We start from the raw sequence: 23,686 nt of genomic DNA on the forward strand, positions 1-23,686 counted from the left end.
ATGTGGAGAAGCGTACCATTATATAATATTATTTTGGATAAAATAAGGAATAATAATAATATAAGAGATGATGATCTTTTTAAAGAAGTGAAAAATTCAACAAATTATGAGGTATCTTATGATGATTTCTTAAAAGCGTTAATGGCATTGGAGATTAGAGGTTATATATCGGTTTCACTAATTAAAGAAAATGTAAGAATGATAACATACTTAGGTGATAAGGAATAGGAGTAGATTTAGCAGATCTAGTAAAAGACGTAAAAAGAGAACTTTCATTTTCTGAGCTTAAAGGGAAGAAGGTAAGTATTGACGGATATAATGCATTATATCAATTTTTAGCAGCGATAAGACAACCAGATGGAACTCCCTTAATGGATTCCCATGGAAGGATAACCAGCCACCTAAGTGGATTATTTTATAGAACGATAAATATCCTAGAAGAGGGTGTTATACCGATCTACGTCTTTGACGGCAAACCACCAGAGCAAAAAAGTGAAGAGTTAGAAAGAAGGAGAAAAATAAAAGAAGAAGCTGAGAGAAAGCTAGAGAGAGCTAAGAGTGAAGGGAAAATAGAAGAGCTAAGGAAATATTCGCAAGCTATACTTAGACTATCCAATATGATGGTAGAGGAAAGTAAAAACTTGTTGAGAGCTATGGGAATACCTATAGTTCAAGCACCTTCCGAAGGAGAAGCTGAGGCTGCATATTTAAATATATTAGGATTTAGCTGGGCAGCGGCGAGTCAAGATTACGATTCGATTCTTTTTGGAGCTAAGAGATTAGTAAGAAATTTGACAATCACTGGTAAAAGAAAACTTCCTAACAAGGACGTATATATAGATATAAAACCAGAATTAATAGAAACTGAATTATTACTTAAGAAATTAGGAATAACAAGAGAACAATTAATTGATATAAGTATATTAATTGGGACTGATTATAATCCTGATGGAATTAAGGGAATAGGGCCAGAAAGAGCACTAAAGATAATTAAAAAATACGGCAAGATAGAGAAGGCAATAGAATATGGAGAAATTTCAAAAAGAGATATTACTTTCAATATTGATGAGATAAGAAGTTTATTTTTGAAACCACAAATAGTGAAACCAGAAGAAACCTTGGATTTAAATGAACCCAATGAGAAGGATATAGTTAACATATTAGTAAATGAACATAACTTCAGTGAGGAAAGAGTTAAGAATGGAATTGAAAGATTAATTAAAGCAATAAGAGAAGCTAAAGGAGCTTCTAGACAAACCGGATTAGATAGGTGGTTTTAGAAGTTTAAAGTTAAACTTAAAGTTATCTATTTATATCTATTACCTTGTGGTCAAAAAGGAGTATTATCCAATTTTTATTGATCTTTCTAATTTTCGTGTACTTGTAATCGGTGGAGGCAAAGTAGGTACAAAAAGAGCACTAGCTTTTAAGAAATATGGGGCTAATGTATGCGTCATAAGTTTAGATTTCTCCCAAGATCTTCTCAACTCAGATATAAGACTAATTAAGGAAGATGCAAATAAAATAGATGGTAGTATAATAGAAAAATACGATATAATTTTGACTTGTACGAATAACTTTGAGCTCAATGAGAAACTTTGTAATATAGCTAAAAATTTAAGAAAACTTTGTAATAATCCCACTAATCCTGAAAACTCCAACTTTATAGTGCCAATATTCTATTCTGACGATGATATGGAAATAGCTATAACTACTAAAGGAAAATCTAGTATCGTAGCTAAAGAAATCTTGTCGAAAACAATTAGTATTGCTAATAGTCCAGAAATGAGAAATTTATTGAGTGCAATGTATGATGTAAAAACTCTATTAAAGAAAAAAGTAGCTGATCCATCTGTTAGATATTCCTTTTATCATAAAATATATAATGATGAAAAATTCAAATATTATGCTACTAATGGATTAATAGAAAAAGCCTTACATAGAGCGGAGGAGATAATTAATGACCAGTAATGAGGAGTTACTACAAAACTATTGTTCGATTTTATTTACATACAAAACTATAGGGATAAGTAATCTTCACTTATATTATTTTAGAGAAACGGAAATAAAGTCCTTAAGGCAATTAATCAATGCTGAATTTGCTATTCTACAAACATGTAATAGAGTTGAGATATACTTATATTCAAATACAAATACAATAAGTGAGATAAATAAGATGATCCAATATTTAAATAATGTGCATAATGAACCAATTGGAAATCAAGCTAGAGTGATCTGCGGTAAAGATAGTATAAAACATCTATTTCTAGTAGCCAGTGGCGCTGATTCTCTGTCTATTGGAGAGTATGAAATCTTATCTCAAATTAGATCAACTATTGATATGTTTAAAAAATTAGGATTTAGTGGAAAGTATCTACAAATACTCTTTGAAAGAGCAATTAAAGTAGGTAGAAAAGTTAGAGAAGAGACTAGTATTTCCAAGGGGAAAGTTGGTATATATTCCCTTGCTATTGATGAGGCTAAAAGGCAATTTAATAACTTCTATGATAGAAAAATTGTAATAGTAGGCGCTGGCGAAATGGGACAGAAAATAGCTAATATGTTATACAATGAAGGAGTCAAGAATGTTACCATTATGAATAGAACAGTAGAAAAGGCAAAACAACTTGCCCTAAAATTTGGCTACAATTACGAGAAATTAGATTTAGACAAGTTAGGTAGCTTCGATATTGCTTTTATATCAATTTCTCATGAGAATCTTAGACTGGAAAACAAATGGAACACACTAATTGTTGATATAACTGTCCCTCCCTTATTTACTGGGAATAATGTAATTACCCTAGAAGAATTAGAAAAAATATCAAAACTTAACTTTAAAGCTAGAGAAGAGGAGTTAGTTAAAATTAATAAATTAGTAGAAGATGGAATAGACGAATTGATATATGATTACAAAAAAGAAATTTATAGTGAATTTATGTCAAAGATAATGAAACGTGTAGAAACTATAAGGGAAAATGAAATAGTAAGAGCCTATAAAGAACTTGAAAAACTTGGAATAAACAATCAACAAGTTAAGGAAATATTAGATTTGATGACAAGATCAATAATAAAAAAATCGTTTCAACCCCTTTTTGACAATGTAAGATCTCTAGTATTTGACGGGGAAAATTCAATCAACTACATTAACTTTCTAATCGATATTTTTAAAGATGGTAACATTCCCATTTTTGAGACCAAGAAGATTAAGAAAAAACAAATTAGTAAGAGATCTAGTAGCTGAAACGACTCTTTTTCAAGACGATTTAGTACTTCCAATATTTATAAAGGAAAGTATAAATGAGCCAGAACAAATTACTTCAATGCCAGGAGTGTACAGATATCCACCAAATGATAAGTTAGTCAATTATGTACAAGATAGCTATGAAAATGGTATTCGAAGTATTATATTGTTTGGAATTCCATCTTATAAAGACGAGATAGCATCATCAGCCTACGATAAAAATGGTGTAATACAGAGGGCAGTTAAAATAATAAAAGATAGTTTTAAGGATAAGATTATAGTAATCACAGACGAGTGTACTGATGAGTATACGTCTCATGGTCATTGCGGTCTTGTGAACTATAATAACGGATGTTATGTAATAGATAATGATGAAAGCCTAAAGATTCATGCAAAGATTGCATTAAGCCAAGCTGAAGCTGGAGCAGATATTATAGCCCCATCAAGCATGATGGACGGTGTTGTTAAGGCTATAAGAGATGCGCTAGATGGAGCTGGTTACAATGATACATTGATAATGTCATACAGTGTAAAGTACGCTTCAATAATGTATGGTCCTTTTAGGGATGCGGCTTACTCTAAACCAGCGTTTGGAGATAGGAGAGGGTATCAGATGGATCCTAGGAACGCATTTGAAGCATTAAAAGAAGCTAGATTAGATATAGAGGAAGGAGCTGATATTTTGATGGTCAAACCTGCCCATACATATTTAGATGTAATAAGATTAGTAAAAGATCACTTCCCAGAATATCCCCTAGCGGCATATCATGTCAGTGGTGAATATAGCATGATAAAAGCAGCAGCAATTAATGGATGGATAGATGAAAGGACTGCCGTATTGGAAATTACTACCGCAATAAAAAGAGCAGGGGCTGATTTAATTATTACTTATTATGCTAACGATATTGTAAGATGGATAAAGGAAGGTGTACCATTTTGAATAGCGAGGAACTATGGGCTCAAGCTAGGCAATTATTTGCGGGAGGAGTAAATAGCCCAGTTAGAGCAGCAGTAAAACCATTCCCATTTTATGTAGAAAGGGGAAAAGGAGCTTATATTTACACGGTCGAGGGTAACAAGTTCATTGACTATGTATTGGGTTACGGACCTCTAATTTTAGGTCACTCTCCAGAATCCGTAAAGAGAAAAATAATTGAGCAATTAGAAAAAGGTTGGCTTTTCGGAACTCCTAGCAAATTAGAAATAGAATTAGCTAAAAAAATTAGTTCACATATACCATCAGCCCAGAAAATAAGATTTGTAAATAGTGGAACTGAGGCTACAATGGCTGCTATAAGATTAGCCAGAGGCTATTCAAAAAGGAGTAAAATACTGAAGTTTAGCGGAAATTATCATGGAGCTCACGATTACACACTTGTGGAAGCTGGAAGTGCTGCTACAGAATATAACGTTACAACTTCTGATGGTATCCCAATGGAAATAATGAAAACGGTAGAAATATGCGAATTTAATGATCTTGATTGTGTAGATAAAAAATTAAGAAATGAGGACATCGCTGCAGCACTCTTAGAACCTATTATGGGAAATGCTGGTGTAATCTTACCTGAAAAGGGCTTCTTATCTGGATTAAGGGAACTTACAAAGTCCTACAATTCATTATTAATCTTCGATGAAGTTATAACTGGTTTTAGAATCGATATAGGTGGAGCGCAATCTTACTATCAAATTTATCCAGACATAACAACACTAGGTAAAATCATAGGTGGTGGTTTCCCTATAGGCGCAGTAGCAGGTAAAGCAGAAATTATTGATAACTTTACTCCCGCTGGTAGAGTATTTAATGCTGGCACATTTAACGCTAACCCCATATCTATGATAGCTGGAATTGCTACAATAGAAGAACTTGAAAAAGAATACCCATATAATATTGCAAACAAAGCCTCTAAGACTCTTGTAGAGGAATTAGAAAGGTTGCTAAAAATAAAACATACAATAAATCATATTGGGAGTATGTTCCAAGTATTTTTCGGAATAGACAAGGTTAGAAACTATTCAGATGCCAAAAGGGCTAATAAAGAATATTACATAAAATTTCATGAAAGGCTATTAAAAGAGAGAGTCTTCATTCCGCCAAGTCAATATGAGACAATTTTCACTTCAGCTGCGCATGAAGATGATGTAGTTAACGATACTATAGATAAACTTGCAAAAGTAATAGGCGAATTAAGTTGAAAATCCGAATAGCTGCAAGAGGAAGTAAACTAAGTAGAATACAAGTTGATATGTTAGGAGAAAAATTAAAGAAAATTGGAATAGAGTACGAAATAATAGATATAAAGACAAAAGCTGACTTATTTTCAACTGAACCATTAAGTAAATTAGGAAAAGGAGTTTTTGAAAAAGAAGTTAATGAGGCTGTATTAGAGGGAAAAGCTGATATTGCAGTGCACAGTATGAAAGATATCTTATCAGAAATAAATCCTAGCCTTGAAATATTTGCGGTACTGAAAAGAGATCCTCCCTATGATATATTAATTGCAGAGAAGAATCTAGATAAGTTGGATTCAAATATCACTATAGGTACTAGTAGCATAAGAAGGAAAAACTTTCTTAAATACATCAAGCCAGAAATAAATACGAAAGATATTAGAGGCAACGTAGATACTAGAATAAGAAAATATCTCTCAAAAGAATATCAAGGCTTAATTTTAGCTGAGGCCTCCTTAAAAAGGCTCAATATGACTATGAACTATCATAGACTTAATGTTTATGATTTTACTCCAGAAGCAAATCAAGGTATTATAGTAGCCTTGGGAAGAAAAAAAGATGAGAAGATAAAAGAGATATTCAAAGAAATTAATCATAAAGACACATTAGATGAGGCGTTAGCAGAAAGAGCAGTAATCAGTTTAGTTGGAGGAGGTTGTCATTCTCCAATTGGGGTGTTATTTAAAAAAGAAGGAAAAGAGTTCTATGGTATTGCAAGTTATAGTGATGGAAAGAAAAAAATTACTGTATCCATTAGCAAGCCAGGGGACCCATATACTATAGGATCTGAATTAGGCTTGTTACTAAAGAAGGAGATGAAGAATGAGGATATTATTCCTTAGGCCCGATAACGAAGACACGGAGCTCAATGAAAAGCTTATGCTCCTTCAGAAAAATGGAATTGAGGTTCTAAACATACCCATTTTTAAAATAAAATGTATCCCGTATTCATTACCGAACTATGATTATGAGGCCCTTGCATTTACAAGTAGAAATTCAGTTATTTGTTTTAAAGAACATTTCCTCATTAAAAATCGTAAGATATACGCCATAGGAGAAGAAACTTCAGAGTTACTAATGAGAATGTACAATACAAATCCAATAACTCCAGAGAAATTTACAAGCGTAGAACTAGCTAGAAGAATCTTGGAAGATAAGGTAAATAGTGTGCTCAGCATAAGGAGTAAAAAAGCTTCTGAAGATATGAAAAATCTTCTTAATGGCAAAATTAAATATGATGAGATCTATGTATATGATTCGGAAATAATTGGAGATAATATAAATAAAGTGTCAAAAATCCTAGCTAAATGTGAAGTCGATGCCATAGCATTTACTAGCTCATTGATGGCAAGGCTAATTGGCCCTTATATTAGTAGAAAGTGTAAGATTATAGTATATAGCATAGGTCCGATTACGACGGAAACTTTGAAACGGGTTAATAATGAGGTAAAAATAATAGAAAGTAAGACACATTCTATCAAAGGCATTATAGAAACTATTTTGGTGGAGATGAAACGAAATGGATGAAATTAAAGATTTGACGCTTAAAGTTCTTAAAAAGATTGATAATACAATAGTTGATAGTAGTCTTCAAATTAAGTATTATCAAGGCTTTAAAGATAGATACGATGTGTTCGGTGAATATGAAAATCAAATAGGTATTTATGAATTCGCGATAAGTTTTGATAAAAAGGGTAATTTAAAAAGATCTCATATTAATATGATTTCTCCAAAAAATATAAGAAAAGACCTAGAAAAGAAAATATACAAAGAATAGGTGCGTGATTTGAAGACATTACTAATAGTCATTGATGGGGTTAGTTATTCTGTTTTTAACCAATTTAGATATAATTTAGATACTATGAATAATCTTGTTGAAAATGGGAGCTTTGGTAAACTAGAGAGTGTTTTCCCCACAATAACCCCAGTAGCTTTGGCATCTTTATTCACGGGATACTTACCAGCAAGTCATGGAATAACTTCCACAAAGATCTTCATAAAAGGCTATAGTCTAAGTAAACCTCTATCAGCACATAGTAGTATACCATTAAAGGTTGATCCAATATGGTACCTCTTAGCGAAAAAAGAATATAAAGTAATAGTAACCTCAGCACCGCAAGCCTTACCGGATAAATGGAAACTAAAAAATCTTATCTTGTTTGATCCCTATAAATCCAAAATTAAAGAGTGTAGCGAGGGAGCTTTTCTTAAGATTGGCAATACAACTATAAATGAAGTTAATTTTAGTATCGAGAGTAATAATGAGGAGTATACTATAAAAATAACTGATATCGAGAATAATACGTTGTCATTAAATTTGAAGCAAAATGAATGGACAGCTCCACTTGAGGTAATTATGAGATGTAAAGGAAAGGAAATGAAAGGAACGTTTAGATTAAAGGGCCTAAGTAATGGGATTTATCTCACACCAATATCGTTTCTAATTCCTAGTTGGTCAAATAATCAAGAGTTACAAAACGAAGTATGGGAGAACGTTGTTAAGAAATACGGAATGATACTAGATGGTGATTACGTTTCTCTAAAGTCTAATATAATCGGTTTTAATGAATATTATGAAACTTTAAAATTTGCATATGACTTTTTCTATAACTATTCGTTATTTCTGCTTAAACGTGAAGAATGGGATTTCGCAATAACATACTTACCGATAGTAGATAATATACAACACCTACTTTATGGTATAGACGATTCAAGATCATTAGATTATATTTTCCAAGTATATAGGATGGCAGATAACTTTGTGAAAGCCCATGTCGAATTAGCTGATAATATTATTATTTGTTCAGATCATGGAATAAATAAGGTAAAAAAGAGGCTGTATCTTAATAAATTTTTAGAAAAGCTTAATGTACTAAAAATAGTCGATGATAAGAAAATAGATTGGAAGAGAACTAAGGCGTATTATGGTGGTGGAGGAATTATTAGAATTAACCTAAAAGAGAGGGAGAAATTTGGAATAGTGAGCAAAAAGGAATTTAATAAATTAATTAAATATTTGACTATTAACTTAGAAAGATTAGAAGATCCCGAAACTGGAGAAAGGATATTTACCGTGATTTATTCTAATGAGACACCAGCAAGTGATAGACAAGGCGATATAATAATCAATGGCGTTAATCCAAAATACTCCATCTCAAGCAATATAGAAAAAAATACAATATTTGAAAACGTCATCCCTTATAATACAACTACTGCGGATCATGGGTATTATAGAAATGATGATATTAATGGGATTGTAATATTATATGGCAAAAATTTCACTAAGAAACGAATAGACATGAAAATAGTTGACGTTACGCCTACAATATTGAAATTGTATGGAATAAATTATAAATCTGATGGTAAAATTATAAATGAGGTCCTTAAAAATGGATATGCCGATAATACTAAGCAAAAGGCATAGAAGACCTAGAAGCATGAAAGATTGTGAGCCAGGCTTACCATATAACGAGATAATAGAGAACGGAAAAAGAATTGACTTATGCCATGATACACAGACTAAAAAATATGTGAAGAAAATTGAGATACCAATTGATACCAGTATCCTACATAGCAAATTATTACGAATATTTCCAAGCCTAGTAAAAACTTACTCTAAACACCTCATTAATTTACCAGATTCAATAACAAGCAATAATGACCAAAAAGAGTTGGAATTCCTTGAAGTACAGAATATAATTATAGGAGGAGGGACTTCTGGGTTAGGAGTCTTATCAGAAATAAATAAGGAAGAGAAAACGATCTTAATATCATCTGATATCGAATGGAACACTCATATACCCTATCCATTACCACAAACTAATAAAGATGAGTTCTCTAAGTTATTAAAGGATATCATTAACGAAAATAAGGATAAAATTCTAGAGGGAGTTTTATTAGGTAAATTTGATGAAGGAATAGGATTTCTTACGAAGAGTAAGATATTAATGATAAAGACTAAAAGAATCTTTTTAGCAAGTGGCGGAAGATATATTCCACCAATTTTCGATGGAAATGACGTACCCGGTGTAATATCAAAGAATCTTTACTTAAGATACGGAAATCAACTTACGAACGTAATTGCTTTAGGGAATACTGATGACATAGTAAAAGTGCTATTTAAAGTTGAAAAGAGAATTGTAATCAATAACGGTATACTGTTCCTGTCAAAATATTATAGGGAACTAATAGATGAGCTAGGTGTTGAAATAATAAATAGTAATAACTTGCAAGTAAAAAGGGAAAAAGGTGGGATGTTAAAGATAACAACTGACGAAAGAACATTTAGTTCAAATATTTTAGTTTATGCAATAATTAAGCAACCAAAAATAGATCACTCGTATAATATTGGGATCCCATATGATTTTAATGAGTATTTCCATGTTTATATGCCAATACACTCTATGGATGGAAAGGCTTATGAAAACGTTTACATAGTTGGAGGAATGCGTGGAATTTCAGACGAGTATACCTCATTTCTGAGTGGTAAAACAGCTGTTAATGAGAAATACTTGGATGAATTCATAAATAATTTAAAAGATTATACATATATTTATAATTATTATCAACAAAAAAATCCCAAAAGAAATACCTCTCCATACATTTATGGAAGTAAAGGATATGTGTGTGAATGCGAGGATATTACCCTAAGCGAAGTTAAGATACAAGTAAGTAGAGGATTTAGCAAAGTAGAAGAAATAAAACGAACTACAGGTTTGGGTACAGGAGATTGCCAAGGAAAATTATGTACATATTCCCTAGGAAGTTTTCTAGGCGATAGGCAACTTATAACGTTTAGAACTCCTCTGTATAGAATGGTGATCTGAATGATAATTATTGTTGGAGCTGGTTCTCACGGTTTAAGTTTAGCATACCATCTAGTAAAAAAGGGCTATGATAAAAAAGATCTAACACTAATAGAGTGGAAAAGAATTGGTTATGGATCGAGCAGTAGGAACGCATCTAGATATAGATATCATTTTTACAGTAAGGAAAACGTAGAGTATGCCATTAATGCGATAAATTATTTAAAGAAACAATCAAAGGAACTTGAGTATAATTCGTTACTATTGAGAACTGGATATCTATGGATAATTAACGAAGAAAAAGAGTATAGTTCATTCAAAAAACTAGATAGTTTTTGGAGCTCATATAATATAGGAGGGAAATTTACAGAATGTAAAGATCGGTATTCTTACATAAAATTTGAAGGACAATGTTACTTGGCACCTCAAGATGGCGCGTTTCATCATGATTACATATTGTACAGCTACTATTATTCAATCAAGGATAGGGTTTCAATGATTTATGATAAAGTGGTCTCGCTAATAAAAGATGATAACAAGATAAAAGGCGTAAAACTAAGTAGTGGAAAAGAGTTGTATGGCGATAAGGTTATAGTTACTGCAGGGGCGTGGAGTAGTGAAATACTATCCAGTATCGGAATAAAAATACCTATATTTCCAGAGAAAAAAGAGATATATATAACAGAACCATTAAGATATTTTATCGAACCATTAATTATAAACTCTAAGCTTCAAATCTATTTCTCACAGACATTAAAAGGAGAGATCATAGGTGGAATAGAAGATAAAAGGGAATATAAATTTGAGGAGTTCACAATATCAATATCTAACACCATAAAATTTCTCAAAGGTATAAGACAATTAATAAAGGGAATAGAGGGTATAGGAGTATTGAGAGGATGGTCAGGTTATTATGAGATGACTCCAGACAGTTCTCAAATTATGGGGTATTCTGATGATTGGCCAGAAGGTCTATTTATTGACGCAGGCTATAGTGGCCACGGCATGATGTTCGCTCCTTACTCTGGAAAAATAATGGCTGATCTAATCGCAGATAACTACAAGAATAAATTTATAGATATTTTCTCGCCTTCCAGATTTAAGTTAAATAAGTTAATTAACGAGACACTTGTAATTTGATCTACGGCATACTAACCGCTACTTTACCTAATTTTTTGGAAATGTATTCAGCTAGCTCTTTACCATAGCTTCTCCTTCCGCCATCAGTTATGATATACTTAGCAGAAGTTCTTTCCACGTAATATATGAGATCGTCGAAATCAGCATGGTCGCTAAAGGATACTGCATACGACTTTTCATCAATCTTTTTCACCACATCCTTAAATTCCCACCCACTTAACAAGAAATTAAAATATTTACCATTTCTTCGTTTGAATTCATTATAATGAGAAAAAGAAATATACCAGTCGTCACGCATTATTTCTCTAGCCTCACTTTGACTCTCATCAAAAACTTGGCTTATGTTATAGCCGTACTTTATTGCAATATTGGTCATCTTGGAAATTTTGCCACCTACTATAAAAGGAGCGTCAATACCCATTTTTCTCAAGCTAAGCATTATCTCTTGTAATTTCCCATGATAACCGTAGATTCTCACTGGACTATTCATAAGCGCGTCTCTAACGTAATCTGCAAATAAACTCTCCACATCATCTTTAAATGGCCTTCTGAAATCCGGTTTGCCATATGTAGCTTCAATTATTAAAATATCTGGATGGAGTATAGGAGTACCTTTATCTGGATTCTTAAAATCACCAGTATACCCTATTTCTAAACCGTTTTTAAGTGTAATAAGAACTTGCGCAGAACCTATTACATGATCTGACTTCTTTAGCACAATAGTCTCGTCATCAAAAGTCATTTTTATATCGTAATTTAAACCAAACGCCTTTCTTGGTGGTATGGCATAATCTAGCTTTAATATGTCTAACGTAATGGGTGTTGCAATTATACTATCACAGATGGAAATACTTTTCTCAAGACCCATTATATGATCAGCATGAAAATGCGTCACAACCCTGAATGGACGTTCATAATGTCCATCAATAGTAAATTTTTCACCGATTAAAATAGCCCCATTAGGAAGTATCTTTACAAGATTCTGCACATTAGTACCATATGTAGAGCCCCGATATATTTTAAACGCTCTCGTCTATAGGTGGTGATTCGATCTTCTTCTTAGGCTGCTTGTTGTACATTTCAAGTATCTCATCAGTGGTTGTAGCATCTTCTGGACTTTTATCATCTCTCCATCTTATAAATCGAGGAAATCTTATAGATAAACCAGCATCCTTCTCTACGACGTCTTGACAACAAGTATGTAAAGGAGATATTGTTATCTCCGCTCCAATTATTTCCGCTACATAAACTGGCTCTACCCATATATCTGGTTCCATCTTAGAATTAACTCTAGGATGTTTTATATCCCTCTTTATTTCCATTAACTTCTTCTGTAACTCATCAAGTTGCTCATCTGAGAAGCCACTAGCCACCTTGCAAACAGATTCGAAAGTATCAGTCTTAGGATTATATGCGGCCATTAATAGTGAGCTTATCTTGCCGCCTCTTTTACCCTTCCCATAGAAACCACCAACAACTACTAAGTCTACTGTATCAGCCATCTCGCTTTGATAATCACGTTTAAGCTTTATCCATAACCAACCCCTAGCACCAGCTTGATATATTGCATCTTTTCCAATTGCCTTCACCATTACTCCCTCTCCACCCTCAGATATTGCTCGATAGAAGAACGATTTAAGATCCTCTACATTATTAACTTGAATATGATGAGCTATTTTTACATAGTCGTTTGGTTTTACAATACTTTCTAACAATTTTCTCCTAACTTCTAATGGCTTTGTAGTATAATCTACATCTTCATAATACATTAAATCAAAGAGAAATACGTTTACTGGGTACTCTTTAATTGCTTCGTAAATATCTGACTTCCTCTTTCTGTGCATTAATTCTTGAAATGATCTTATCTCACCGCTTTCTGGATCTACAGCCACTATTTCTCCTTCTATAATGAACTCTTTGCCTTCAGTGTATTTACTAATATACTCTACTACATCTGGATACTGAGAAGTAATGTTCTCTAATCTTCGAGAAAATATAAAAATTTTGTCATCTTTTTTGTGTATTTGGGCCCTCTCTCCATCGTATTTATAATCGACTAATGCACTTCCACCTACTTTCTTTAATATTTCTTCAGGATTTGATAACCTTTCAGCTAGCATCGGTCTAATTGGTATTCCAACTTCAGGTTTTAGAGTCTTTAAGGCTTCAATTCCCTTCTCTACTATAATTTTTGCAATGTTTCCTAGATCCGCCCTAAGATTATAAGCTCTTTCAACTATTTCTGATGCTGATTGCCCCCCGCCAAAAGCTATTGCCATAGCATCTAAAACTGTCGCATCTCCTATACCAACTCTAAGTCGACCTTCAACAAACCTAACTAGGAACTTGGCCTCTAACGGATCTGCCTTTTTTAACAATCCTGCCAGTAATCTTATCTTTAAATCTCTACTACCCTCTCCCGTAGTTAATGCCACCTTAGATAACGTAGAGTAAACTTTATCCACTTTTAAGCTCTCTTTACTTGATGTACCCAAAAAACCTAAAATTCCTGTACTTTGTTGCTTACTTTTCAACCTTCGAGCTACTTCTCCAAGATCACCTATTGACTTATAGAGATTTTCTACTGAATTTTCATCTGTGTTCGTAGCTATACTAATTGCTTTTATTAAGAATTTCTCTCCAATTCCAAGCTCTGGATAACCTAGAAAATCAGGCCATAATTTGCCTTGTATAATATAAACTACCTTATCTATAATTGCCTTATCACTTTTGCTTAAAAGATCAGCCAGTAAAGCTGTAAGCTGGAGCCTTGAAGATATCTTCTCTAATTTATCAAAGTATTCGGCAATAACTTTAAACTCCATAGATTAATTTATATTATCTGCAGTTATTTATAATCATTTCATGGATGATGAATACTCGGCAATTACCGACTTCAGATGAAGAGTCAGAGTTACTCTGAACACCTATGCAATATGAATATAGGAAGGTACTGGTTTTTAACCCTTTATAACTACAATATTTTTAATATGATTCTATCTGATAGGGATTTGAAGTATTATTTAGAGAAGAGCTGGATAAAAATCCAGCCCTTAAGGGAGGATACAGTAAGAGAAAACGGAGTTGACCTAAGAGTAGGTAATGAAATAGCTAGATTCAAAAAAACTGATAAAGTGTTTGATCCAGATAATCCCGATCCTTCATTCTTCCAAACGGAGAAAGGAGAGGAATTTATAATCCAGCCCTACGAACATGTGCTGTTAACAACTGAAGAGTATATAGAATTGAATAATGATGTTATGGCTTTCGTAAATCTAAGGTCAACGTTCGCTAGATTAGGTCTATTTATCCCACCTACAATAGTTGATGCAGGATTTAAAGGACAAGTTACAATAGAAGTTGTAGGCTCATCTTTTCCTGTAAAATTAAAGAGAAGTACAAGATTTATCCACTTGATCTTTGCCAGAACGCTTACGCCAGTGGAATACCCATATCAAGGAAAATACCAAGGACAAAAAGGAGTTACATTACCTAGATTTAACTCACAAATTTCCAGCTTTTACTATCAGCATCAAAGTATATAACACTATATTGTCTAAGTTTTTGGAACAACTTGTATTCTTGTTTTGTCAAATATTTTTGAACTTCTATCTCATCTGAAGTAGAAATACTAGCTATTTTCTTCTTAAATTCCTCATAGAAATTAGAATCTATAGCTATCCTCTCGGGGTCAGTTGTTATTACTATTGCTCCTTGAGTTTCTAATTTATCAAAAAATGCATCTGGGTTATTTAACTTTAATTCAGATTCATATATCACACCTTGGTCTCTTAGTATATCTATTGCAGTCTTCTTATGCTGAGGTTCAGATTTTATGTTAACAGATTTAGATTCAAAACTCTTTTTTGGTTTTTTATTCATATCTTTCGTAGTGTCCTTAATTTCACCTAATTTTTCCTCTAATATCTCTATTCTTTCCGTTAATATTGCTATTTTTTGTTTAAGTTCATCAATCTGAGAAGTAAAAGGATTGATCATGTCTTGCATCTTTTTTTCTATTCTTGATACAACTTGCGTATTATCTACTTGAGAATCATGAGAATAAGATGAAGTAGAGAAAATAAGTGATTTAACGAAATCGCTTAATAAAACGAAACCTTCTTTTCTAGCTCGTTCTTCTAACTCCTTATACTCCTCCTCTGTTAGCTTTATTGAAATCATCCTCATTACTCTCTACTATACTATTTAATAGATACTGTGATAAAAGAGTTTTAGCTTATCTTTTGCTTTTCTAAAATTGCATTGATAAAGTTCTCTTCGTATGGTACTCCTATAAATTCTACAGATTCATTTATAGCTATAGATGGTACTGACATTACTTGATATTTCTCAGCAATATCTTGATTTTCATAAGCTTCTACTACATCAGATACAACATTACACTTCCCTGCTCTGCAAGCCTCAAAAGCAACCATATGTGCCATTAACGCTGCATATGGACAATATGGACAAGATGGCGTGACAACAGTTTCTATCTTTACTTTACCGTTCAGTTTAGATTTTATAGCTTCTACAGTTTCTTGACTTAAACCGCTCTCGCCTTGTGAAAGCCTTACTATAGTCTCAACTAATGCTCTTATTTCCTCACCTAACGGAGCTCCTGTCCATCTAATATATCCATTATAAAATGCCACAGTAGGAACTCTCTCCACGTTGAACTCTTCGAAAATCTTTCTGTCATTTTGATTTACTCTATCAACTATATGAACCTTTAATAAACTACCATTACCATCTTTTGGTGCTGCACTAGCTATAAATTCCAGAAATTTAGTAGTGACACTACAATATTGGCAATTGGAGTCTTCACTGTCTACGAATACATAAACATCTACGGGATTTCTCATATCTTTTAATGCGTCTTGTAATGCGTTTTTAACTTCATCACTAAATAGTTCGGCATATTCTTGTTCCATTCTTTAACACCGTATATACAACATCTCATTACTGGCATAAAAAAGTATTTCTGAGCTTTTTATCTAAATCTCGTTCGTCCTACTTTATAATTATTATATTTTTTAAGTATTTATTCGAGAAGAAAGAGTTTTATTCTCGAGGATTATTGTATAAGTCATAATCGAAGTTCATCTTCTTAGCTTATAATATCCTCAAAAATTATTTAGTAACTCGTTCAATTTACATTTAATATCACTTGGTTTTACTACTATAATATCACTTCCATCTGGTCTAGTCTCTCTAAATATTATTCCATGGAATCTTTTAATTCTGACCGAATTATCTAACCAACAATCTGGTTCTAAAGAAGCTTTAATACAAGTTTCTGCCAAGAATGTTTCTTCATCCCAACAATATTCCATGGGAACCTGAGGTAGTAAAAGGCCACTATGGAGAATACCTTTTTCAACTATTAAACCATCCTCTCCAACTTTTATGATCTTAGGTAAATCCCACCTATCTTTTACCTTTATCTCTTCGGGTTTTGTTAACACTGTAACCTCAATAATAATTTCTGATAATTCATCCTTTTGTAGAGGATTAAATCTTGGATCTGAAAAAGCAGCAGCTTTAGCTGCAGATGCTACTATCTGTTTTAAAGGAGCAACTGCTTCAACATAACCTATGCAACCTCTTAAGGAACTCGTGTTATACGTAATTTTCTCCAAAGTTACAAAGGCTAGGCCTTTTTTGTCTAAAATGGGATTATTATAGTTACTCAAATCTAACTTGTCTAACTTGAATTCTTCTTTAATGGCTTTTCTAGCTATTTCTATTAGAAACCGTCCTATCTCGTTGTTTAACTCTTGTATCTGTACTAGATCCCCTTGAATCATTTTTAGCTTCCAATTTTATTAGCTCAGAATTAGCTTTAATTATTACCTCTTCAATTGTTTTCCAATGCCTACCTTTCCAATACTCTTTCTTACATTTAGGGCAAGTCCACCTACTTTCTGACAACTTACTCAAAACTGAATTGCACTGAGGACATCTAGTGGCGTTTATATTTACAGATAAATCAATTTTAGATCTAAATGCAATAAAAGCCAAATCTTGTATTATATCGGAATCCGGTGAAAGTAGAATACAATTTAATCCCCTTTTGAGAGAACGGTTATAAATACCCCTATCTCTAGTTACAATAATTCTTTTTTGTGTCTCAGCAATTTTCAGAATCTTCCAATCTTCAAGATCATTACTGTATAGTGTATCATAACCCATAATTCTTAGCCATCTTGCAATTTTACCAAGCATACTATCTACAACGAATTTTTGCGTTAGCATGATCCTCATCTCAATGAGAGATTGTAAATTAATAGTAAACTTACAAACCATGAAGAAAGATATATTCCGATACCTTTGCCAAAGACATTTCTTGCCTTTTTTTCCCTAAATAAGAAAAGTGAAAGCATCGCTGAGAAGACATAAAAGGAGATTACTACTACAAGTATATAAATCGATGAATAAAATATTGTTGAGATACCTCCGGCTACGATTCCTAAAATGCCTCGCATAATTAATATTTTATCTTCTATTTCCACATGTCTAATGAATGAGCTCTCAGAATATAAAATTACAGAGAAAAAACAGTATGACATACTTCGATTTAATAGCATGGATTACAGAAAATAGAAAAGCGGTAGAAGGATGTATAATAGATAATGTTTTCTTAGTACAAAATACTGAAAATACATATATTCTGAAATTATATTGTGGTGGAAGAGACCAAGAATTAATTATAGAGCCAAGTAAAAGAATAAACATAACGAAATATAATTATCCAAAAATTTCTTCAACGAAAATAACTACACTAAGAGGATTAATTAGGGGAGATATAATTACAAATATACATATATTAAATCAAGAAAGGATATTAATTCTAGAACTTAAAAGGGGTGAGAAAAAGATAATAGTAGAACTACTACCTAGAGGAGTTTTGGTAATATTAGATAAAAATGATAAAATATTATTTGCAAATGAATATAAAGAATTCAAAGATAGGCTCATAAGAATAGGGGAAACATATAAACCTCCACCTACGGTCGAACCTAATAAAGAGGAATTAGAAAAGTTAATTAAGAAAGGGAGCATAGCAAAAGCCTTAGGAATCCCACAAGAAGTAGTAAACTATCTTAGTTTGCAAAGCACTACACCAGATATTAACTTGATAAGAGAAAAAATAAAAAACTTAGAGATTTCACTCATTAATGGAGAAATAAAACCATGTCTTATAGAAGATACAACTGTAGTTCCTTTTCCTCTTGATGGGTGCAAGGAATACCAAAGATTCAATGATGCAATAGACGATTATTTCTATACCATATCTCAAAAGGAGTTATCTGAAAAATCCTCCAGAAAAATCTTAGAAGAGAAGCAGAAGATCATAACCACAATTAAACAAATAGAGGACAGTATAAAAGAATATGAAAACAAAGAAAAAAGTTATAGACAATTAGGCAATATTATACTTTCCAAAGCATACGAAATAGATCAGTTATTATTAGACAATAGACCAAAAAGTAAAAAGATAAAACTTAATCTAGATGGAGTTGAAATTGAATTAGATACTTTACTTTCAGCTACTAAAAACGCAATGAGATTTTTTGACGAAGCTAAGGAATATAAAAGAAAAATTGAAAGGGCTCTTGAAAGTTTAGATGAATTAAAAGAAAAATTAAAGAAAATCGAGAAGCAAGAAATAGAAAAGCAAAATGAGATAAAACTGGTGCTAAGGAAAAAGGAATGGTATGAAAAATACAGATGGAGCATTTCAAGAAACGGATATTTAATAATTGCAGGAAAAGATGCAAGTCAAAATGAAAGTATAGTTAAAAAATACCTAAGGGATAAGGATATATTTCTCCATGCGGATATCGCAGGTGCTCCAGCGACAATTATCATAGCACAAGAAAATAATACAATCCTTGAAGATGATATCTATGATGCAGCAGTAATTGCTGCAAGTTACTCAAAAGCATGGAAAGTAGGTTTAGCCTCTGTTGATGTATTCTGGGTTCTAGGTAATCAAGTCTCTAAATCACCGCCAAGTGGAGAATATCTGAATAAAGGTTCATTCATGATTTATGGAAAAAAGAATTTCGTAAAGAACGTTAAACTACAATTGGCAATAGGCCTTATACTAAGTGAAAACAGTGTATCAGTGATAGTGGGAAGCGAAGAAACCGTTTCAGCTAAGACTAAATACTATGCTATCATAGCTCCAGGTGATGACGATAAAGAGAGAATAGCACAAAAGATTATAAAAGTATTTAGTAGGGCTTTACCAGACATAAAAGGGCTAAATGCATTAAAAACAGATATTGAAGATAAAATTCCAGGTAAGAGTAAGATAGTTAAGACAAGTATAACATATAATAGTTAAAAACTAATATAAAATAGGAATGAGACTTTCACTGGCGGAGAAAGCATCACTAGTGGGACCCTTTGATTATATATTGTTAAAAACAATATATAGTCTTAGAGATAAAAATGAATTTGTTAGTTTCAATTCCTTAAAAAGGAGATTAGATATTAAAGACGATGAAGAACTTAAAGTATCTTTAATGAAATTATCTGAGCTTAGACTTATTTTCAAAAATCCAACAGACTTATCTTTTAGGTTAACCTTTTCTGGCTTAGATATTTTGGGAATAAAACTGTTATTTGTGGATAAAATCTTGAATAGATTAGCAGAGATAGTAGGAATAGGAAAAGAAAGCGTAGTATATTATGGGTATGATTTTAATGATAATAAAATAATAGTTAAGTTTCATCGAGTTGGTACGGATAGTTATAAGAAAGTTACGTTTAGAAAAAGCCTGAAAAAGAAAAGTTGGCTTTCAATTACCGTGGAAAATGCTAAAAGGGAGTATGAAGCTCTTACATGTTTAAGTAATGAAGGGGGCTATGTCCCTAAGCCATTAGGAGCAGAGTATAACGCAGTGACAATGGAATATATCGATGGAATAGAGCTTTACAAAGTACCTGTTAATAATCTAGATCTAAACTTAGATGAGATCCTTGAAAAGATTTTACAAACCATGAGGATAGCTTACACTATTTGCAACATAACACATGGAGATCTAAGCCCGTATAATGTACTTATAGACAAAAATGGAAATCCGTATCTTATTGATTGGCCACAAGCAACAAAATCTGAGGAAAGATTAGAAAAAGATCTATCAAATCTTATAATATTTTTTAGAAAATATGGAATAAATGTAGATATCCGTAAGATTTTCGATTATGTAAGAGGGGTATCATGAAAATTATGGGAATTGACATAGAGGCGATGGAAAGCCCTTCCTCTAAGTCACAGCCACTATACTCAGTTATTATTGTTAACGAGAACGAGAAAATAGTCTATAAAGCAGAAAACGTAAGTTTAAGTAGAGTTATTAGATTATGTTGGGAATACAACGTTGATATATTAGCGACTGACAATATTTACGAATTAGGAGAAAGTGATAAAGAGATCATTAATATCGTGAAACTATTACCCCAAAATACTAACATCGTTCAGGTCACATATCATAATGGAGAATTTAAACAAATAAAGGAATTAGCTAGGGAAATGGGGTACGAAGTGCAAGGAAAATTATCACCACAAAAAACTGCATATTTAGATGCGTTATTAGCTTTAAAAGGATATGGAACTAGTATAAAAATTGAAGAGAAACGTACTAAAATAGTAGTGTCAAGGGGAAGAGCATTAGGCCCAGGAGGAATGAGCCAAAATAGATATAAAAGATATATAAGAGGAACCCTTCTTCGAGTAGCTAAGGAGATAAAGGAAAAACTTGACATGAAAGGATTTGATTACGATATGATAGTGAGGAGGTCTAGGGCTGGAATTGAGGGAGCAGTATTCATAGTTTATACTCCTAGAGAGAGACTCTATGGAATTATAAGAAAAATGAAAGGCCATGACGTAGTAGTAGATATTAAACCAATATATAAAAATAAGATTGAATTTAAAGACAAAAGAACTGAAAGAAGATTAATTGTTGGAATAGATCCTGGTACAGAAGTTGGCCTATCAATAATTGATATTTATGGCAGACCAATTCTATTAATATCAAGAAGAAACATCGACAGAGATGAAATCGTCTCCTTAATCTCTAAAGAGGGAAAAGCAATAATAGTAGCGACTGATGTCAATCCATTGCCAGACACTGTAAAAAAGATCGCTAGTAAATTTAACGCTAAAATATTTATCCCGGAAAAAAGTCTAAGCATAGATGAAAAACAAAGACTTATTGACGAGTACTCTAAGCTACATAAGCTAAAAATAGATAATCCTCATATTAGGGACTCATTAGCTGCTGCTTTAAAGGCATATAATGAGATAGAAAGCAAATTAAGGCAAATTGAGAGTTTCATCAGTAGATTAGATATTGACGTAATAGACGAAAATCGTATTTATGATTGCGTAATATTTGGTACTACGGTATCTGAATGTATAGAAAAGGAAATTGAAAAAATTATCAGAAAAGATGATAATGGTAAAATAGAGGAGAAACAAAAAGAAAAAGATACTACTCAAAATGTAAATAAATTAACTAAATTAGAAGAGGAAAATAAAAGGCTAAAGTCGGAACTAATGCATTATAAGAGGATAATTTATAATCTCATTAATGAAAGGGATTCATTAATAAGAAAGATTGATGAGATTAAACTGCATATTAATAAAGAAGTAGAGAGGGACAGGAAGATTTACGAGCTAAATCTAAACCTACAGAATGCATACAAGGTGATAAATGAACTTGAGAATAAATTACGTTATGACGAGAAACAAATTGAGAAACTAAAGGAAGTGCTATATAATCTATTAAATGGAAAAGTAATAGTCGTTAAGGGGAATAGTAAAGTTAATGATATAACCTTTGATGGAAATAACATTTACATTGGGAAGGAAAAAGTTAACAATGAGATAGCAGAATATGTAGATAAGGAGATTATAATATTAGATAAACAAGTCTTAAATGATCTGGAAGTATTACGGAAAGAACTACAAATAGAAAGATCTAAGGATATTGATATAAAAAGAATAATTGATGAATATAGAAATAGAAGGTTAAAAGAGAGTAGCTTTTCCTTCTAATATTAGTTCAGTTAACTTATTAAATGAACTTAACATTTCGTCTACAATTCCGCTTATTTCATTTTTAGTCTCATCATTAAGTTTTCCGTCATAAGTAATTACATCAACATTAGCTATTAAAGGATCGTCTATTGGTCTTCCTATTTGTCCAAGAACTTGAACTTGCGAGAATTTCACATCCTTTACTTCTTGAGCTATTTTATTAGCTATAAGATTAGCTAAAACGTTATACAATTTACCAACATGATTAACGGGATTCTTTCCAGCAGTAGCTTCTAATGACATAGGCCTCATTGGTGTTATTAACCCAACACCTCTATTTCCTCTTCCTGTCATTCCGTCGTCACCATGTTCAGCAGAAGTACCAGTCACTGTTAAATAAAGTATATTCTTATCTATCTTATCCCCAGTGTTAACATAAATTCTTACATCATAGTCTGGTGCTATCTTTGATGCTAGATCTAGGATTTTATTCTTTGCTTGTTCTTTTACATTAATATAATGATTAACGTCTTCTATTAGTTCACTAATTGTTGCCATTGCTATCGTAAGGTCAACTTCATTCCCTCTCCTTAACCCCATGACCTTTATGTCCTCTCCTACCTCAGGTAATTTTGCTTTAAATTGTTTTGAGTTCAAATGTCTCTCCGTTTCATAGACTAGTTTTTCTAATTTAGTGAATGGAGCGAAACCTACTCCAAAACTCGTATCATTGGATAGCGGAACTCTCTTGCCAGCTTCAAATATGCCTACTAAATCAGTTGACCCTTTACCTATCTTATAGTCAACTATGAGGTGTTTTTCTGCATCAAGATATCTAAAGTTATTTCTTATCCACTCTTTTACGCTCTCTATAATGATAGTACCTACAGGTATTTGCTCTATCCCACTTTCCGTTTTTACCTCTGTTGTAGCTCTACCTGCTACTACAATATATATTGGCTGTATTACATCCCCACCTTTAAAACGAGGCGTAGCTTGTCCTCCAACTACTAATGTTTTATCCAGATTATGATGTAAAATTACACCATATTTTTTGAGATAATACAATGAAAGCTTTCTGCTAGCCTCTTCAGCAACCGCATCTGCAATATAATCTGGATGTCCTAGTCCTTTTCTCTCTACTAATTCTACTTGAAGTTTCTCTATATCTGAGAGGGGATTTAACTGGACATTTATGTTTCTCATTATAGG

24 protein-coding genes are annotated in these 23,686 nt (G+C 32.5%); 16 read left to right on the forward strand and 8 right to left on the reverse strand.

Annotated features, from left to right (window positions below; all coding sequences use genetic code 11):
* The 12 genes from YN1551_RS04060 to YN1551_RS04115 are packed head-to-tail and all read left to right on the forward strand — an operon-like array spanning position 1 to position 11,415.
* A complete protein-coding gene (locus YN1551_RS04060; protein ID WP_048052284.1) occupies positions 1-228 on the forward strand; it encodes a hypothetical protein in 228 nt (75 codons plus the stop codon).
* Positions 225-1,280 carry a flap endonuclease-1 gene (gene fen / locus YN1551_RS04065; RefSeq protein WP_080513566.1) on the forward strand — a complete coding sequence of 352 codons (1,056 nt, stop codon included), beginning with the start codon at positions 225-227 and terminating at the stop codon, positions 1,278-1,280. The genes YN1551_RS04060 and fen overlap by 4 nt, the downstream gene beginning before the upstream one ends.
* Before the next feature lie 46 nt (positions 1,281-1,326).
* Positions 1,327-1,971 carry a precorrin-2 dehydrogenase/sirohydrochlorin ferrochelatase family protein gene (locus YN1551_RS04070; RefSeq protein ID WP_012717239.1) on the forward strand — a complete coding sequence of 215 codons (645 nt, stop codon included), beginning with the start codon at positions 1,327-1,329 and terminating at the stop codon, positions 1,969-1,971.
* A complete protein-coding gene (locus YN1551_RS04075; RefSeq protein WP_012711926.1) occupies positions 1,961-3,241 on the forward strand; it encodes a glutamyl-tRNA reductase in 1,281 nt (426 codons plus the stop codon). Before YN1551_RS04070 ends, YN1551_RS04075 begins: the two co-directional genes overlap by 11 nt.
* Positions 3,171-4,181: a porphobilinogen synthase gene (hemB, locus tag YN1551_RS04080; RefSeq protein ID WP_012714103.1), complete on the forward strand. Its 1,011-nt coding sequence runs from the start codon at positions 3,171-3,173 to the stop codon at positions 4,179-4,181. Before YN1551_RS04075 ends, hemB begins: the two co-directional genes overlap by 71 nt.
* Positions 4,154-5,434, forward strand: a complete 1,281-nt coding sequence (gene hemL, locus YN1551_RS04085; RefSeq protein WP_012714102.1) for a glutamate-1-semialdehyde 2,1-aminomutase — start codon at positions 4,154-4,156, stop codon at positions 5,432-5,434. Before hemB ends, hemL begins: the two co-directional genes overlap by 28 nt.
* Entirely contained in the window at positions 5,431-6,312 is an 882-nt protein-coding gene (gene hemC, locus YN1551_RS04090; protein WP_012717240.1) for a hydroxymethylbilane synthase, read from the forward strand. Before hemL ends, hemC begins: the two co-directional genes overlap by 4 nt.
* Positions 6,293-6,997, forward strand: a complete 705-nt coding sequence (locus tag YN1551_RS04095; protein WP_012714100.1) for a uroporphyrinogen-III synthase — start codon at positions 6,293-6,295, stop codon at positions 6,995-6,997. Before hemC ends, YN1551_RS04095 begins: the two co-directional genes overlap by 20 nt.
* The gene (locus tag YN1551_RS04100; RefSeq protein ID WP_012711921.1) at positions 6,990-7,247 is read left to right on the forward strand and encodes a hypothetical protein; all 258 of its coding nucleotides are present in this window, start codon (positions 6,990-6,992) and stop codon (positions 7,245-7,247) included. Before YN1551_RS04095 ends, YN1551_RS04100 begins: the two co-directional genes overlap by 8 nt.
* Complete coding sequence (locus tag YN1551_RS04105) at positions 7,248-8,894, forward strand: alkaline phosphatase family protein (RefSeq protein WP_012716465.1); 1,647 nt, start codon at positions 7,248-7,250, stop codon at positions 8,892-8,894.
* Positions 8,860-10,296 (forward strand): (2Fe-2S)-binding protein, encoded by a 1,437-nt coding sequence (locus YN1551_RS04110; RefSeq protein WP_012716464.1) that lies wholly within the window; start codon positions 8,860-8,862, stop codon positions 10,294-10,296. Before YN1551_RS04105 ends, YN1551_RS04110 begins: the two co-directional genes overlap by 35 nt.
* Positions 10,297-11,415 (forward strand): NAD(P)/FAD-dependent oxidoreductase, encoded by a 1,119-nt coding sequence (locus tag YN1551_RS04115; protein WP_012714097.1) that lies wholly within the window; start codon positions 10,297-10,299, stop codon positions 11,413-11,415.
* A 1-nt stretch (position 11,416) separates the two neighbouring features.
* Here the strand turns inward: YN1551_RS04115 and YN1551_RS04120 are convergent, their stop codons facing one another.
* A complete protein-coding gene (locus YN1551_RS04120) occupies positions 11,417-12,403 on the reverse strand; it encodes an MBL fold metallo-hydrolase (RefSeq protein ID WP_012717241.1) in 987 nt (328 codons plus the stop codon).
* A gap of 31 nt (positions 12,404-12,434) precedes the next feature.
* The gene (locus YN1551_RS04125; protein ID WP_012717242.1) at positions 12,435-14,240 is read right to left on the reverse strand and encodes an ATP-dependent DNA ligase; all 1,806 of its coding nucleotides are present in this window, start codon (positions 14,238-14,240) and stop codon (positions 12,435-12,437) included.
* 165 nt (positions 14,241-14,405) lie between these two features.
* Here YN1551_RS04125 and dcd point away from each other — a divergent pair, with 165 nt between their 5' ends.
* A complete protein-coding gene (gene dcd, locus YN1551_RS04130; protein ID WP_016730934.1) occupies positions 14,406-14,960 on the forward strand; it encodes a dCTP deaminase in 555 nt (184 codons plus the stop codon).
* On the opposite strand, the gene YN1551_RS04135 is transcribed toward dcd, so the two are convergent.
* From YN1551_RS04135 to YN1551_RS04155, 5 genes are all read right to left on the reverse strand, one after another.
* The gene (locus tag YN1551_RS04135) at positions 14,914-15,603 is read right to left on the reverse strand and encodes a hypothetical protein (RefSeq protein WP_012717243.1); all 690 of its coding nucleotides are present in this window, start codon (positions 15,601-15,603) and stop codon (positions 14,914-14,916) included. The two genes, dcd and YN1551_RS04135, sit on opposite strands and share 47 nt — an antisense overlap.
* A 44-nt stretch (positions 15,604-15,647) precedes the next feature.
* Positions 15,648-16,349, reverse strand: a complete 702-nt coding sequence (pdo, locus tag YN1551_RS04140; protein WP_012711913.1) for a protein disulfide oxidoreductase — start codon at positions 16,347-16,349, stop codon at positions 15,648-15,650.
* Between the two features lie 192 nt (positions 16,350-16,541).
* Positions 16,542-17,225 carry an AmmeMemoRadiSam system protein A gene (gene amrA / locus YN1551_RS04145; RefSeq protein WP_012711912.1) on the reverse strand — a complete coding sequence of 228 codons (684 nt, stop codon included), beginning with the start codon at positions 17,223-17,225 and terminating at the stop codon, positions 16,542-16,544.
* A complete protein-coding gene (locus tag YN1551_RS04150; protein ID WP_016731356.1) occupies positions 17,152-17,682 on the reverse strand; it encodes a Mut7-C RNAse domain-containing protein in 531 nt (176 codons plus the stop codon). Before YN1551_RS04150 ends, amrA begins: the two co-directional genes overlap by 74 nt.
* Complete coding sequence (locus YN1551_RS04155) at positions 17,679-17,930, reverse strand: hypothetical protein (RefSeq protein ID WP_012714094.1); 252 nt, start codon at positions 17,928-17,930, stop codon at positions 17,679-17,681. Before YN1551_RS04155 ends, YN1551_RS04150 begins: the two co-directional genes overlap by 4 nt.
* A gap of 11 nt (positions 17,931-17,941) precedes the next feature.
* Between YN1551_RS04155 and rqcH the strand changes: the two genes are divergently transcribed.
* From rqcH to YN1551_RS04170, 3 genes are read left to right on the forward strand one after another with little or no spacing between them, the layout of a single operon-like run.
* On the forward strand, positions 17,942-19,771 hold the full coding sequence (rqcH, locus tag YN1551_RS04160) for a ribosome rescue protein RqcH (RefSeq protein ID WP_012717244.1): 1,830 nt from the start codon (positions 17,942-17,944) through the stop codon (positions 19,769-19,771).
* Positions 19,772-19,790: 19 nt separating this feature from the next.
* Positions 19,791-20,654: an RIO1 family regulatory kinase/ATPase domain-containing protein gene (locus YN1551_RS04165; protein ID WP_012717245.1), complete on the forward strand. Its 864-nt coding sequence runs from the start codon at positions 19,791-19,793 to the stop codon at positions 20,652-20,654.
* On the forward strand, positions 20,651-22,492 hold the full coding sequence (locus YN1551_RS04170; protein ID WP_012717246.1) for a DUF460 domain-containing protein: 1,842 nt from the start codon (positions 20,651-20,653) through the stop codon (positions 22,490-22,492). The genes YN1551_RS04165 and YN1551_RS04170 overlap by 4 nt, the downstream gene beginning before the upstream one ends.
* Here the strand turns inward: YN1551_RS04170 and YN1551_RS04175 are convergent.
* Positions 22,466-23,680 carry a methionine adenosyltransferase gene (locus tag YN1551_RS04175; RefSeq protein ID WP_012717247.1) on the reverse strand — a complete coding sequence of 405 codons (1,215 nt, stop codon included), beginning with the start codon at positions 23,678-23,680 and terminating at the stop codon, positions 22,466-22,468. The genes YN1551_RS04170 and YN1551_RS04175 overlap by 27 nt on opposite strands.
* Between the last annotated feature and the right edge of the window lie 6 nt (positions 23,681-23,686).

Origin of the sequence: Sulfolobus islandicus Y.N.15.51 (genome assembly GCF_000022485.1) — an archaeon.
Taxonomy (GTDB): domain Archaea; phylum Thermoproteota; class Thermoprotei_A; order Sulfolobales; family Sulfolobaceae; genus Saccharolobus; species Saccharolobus islandicus.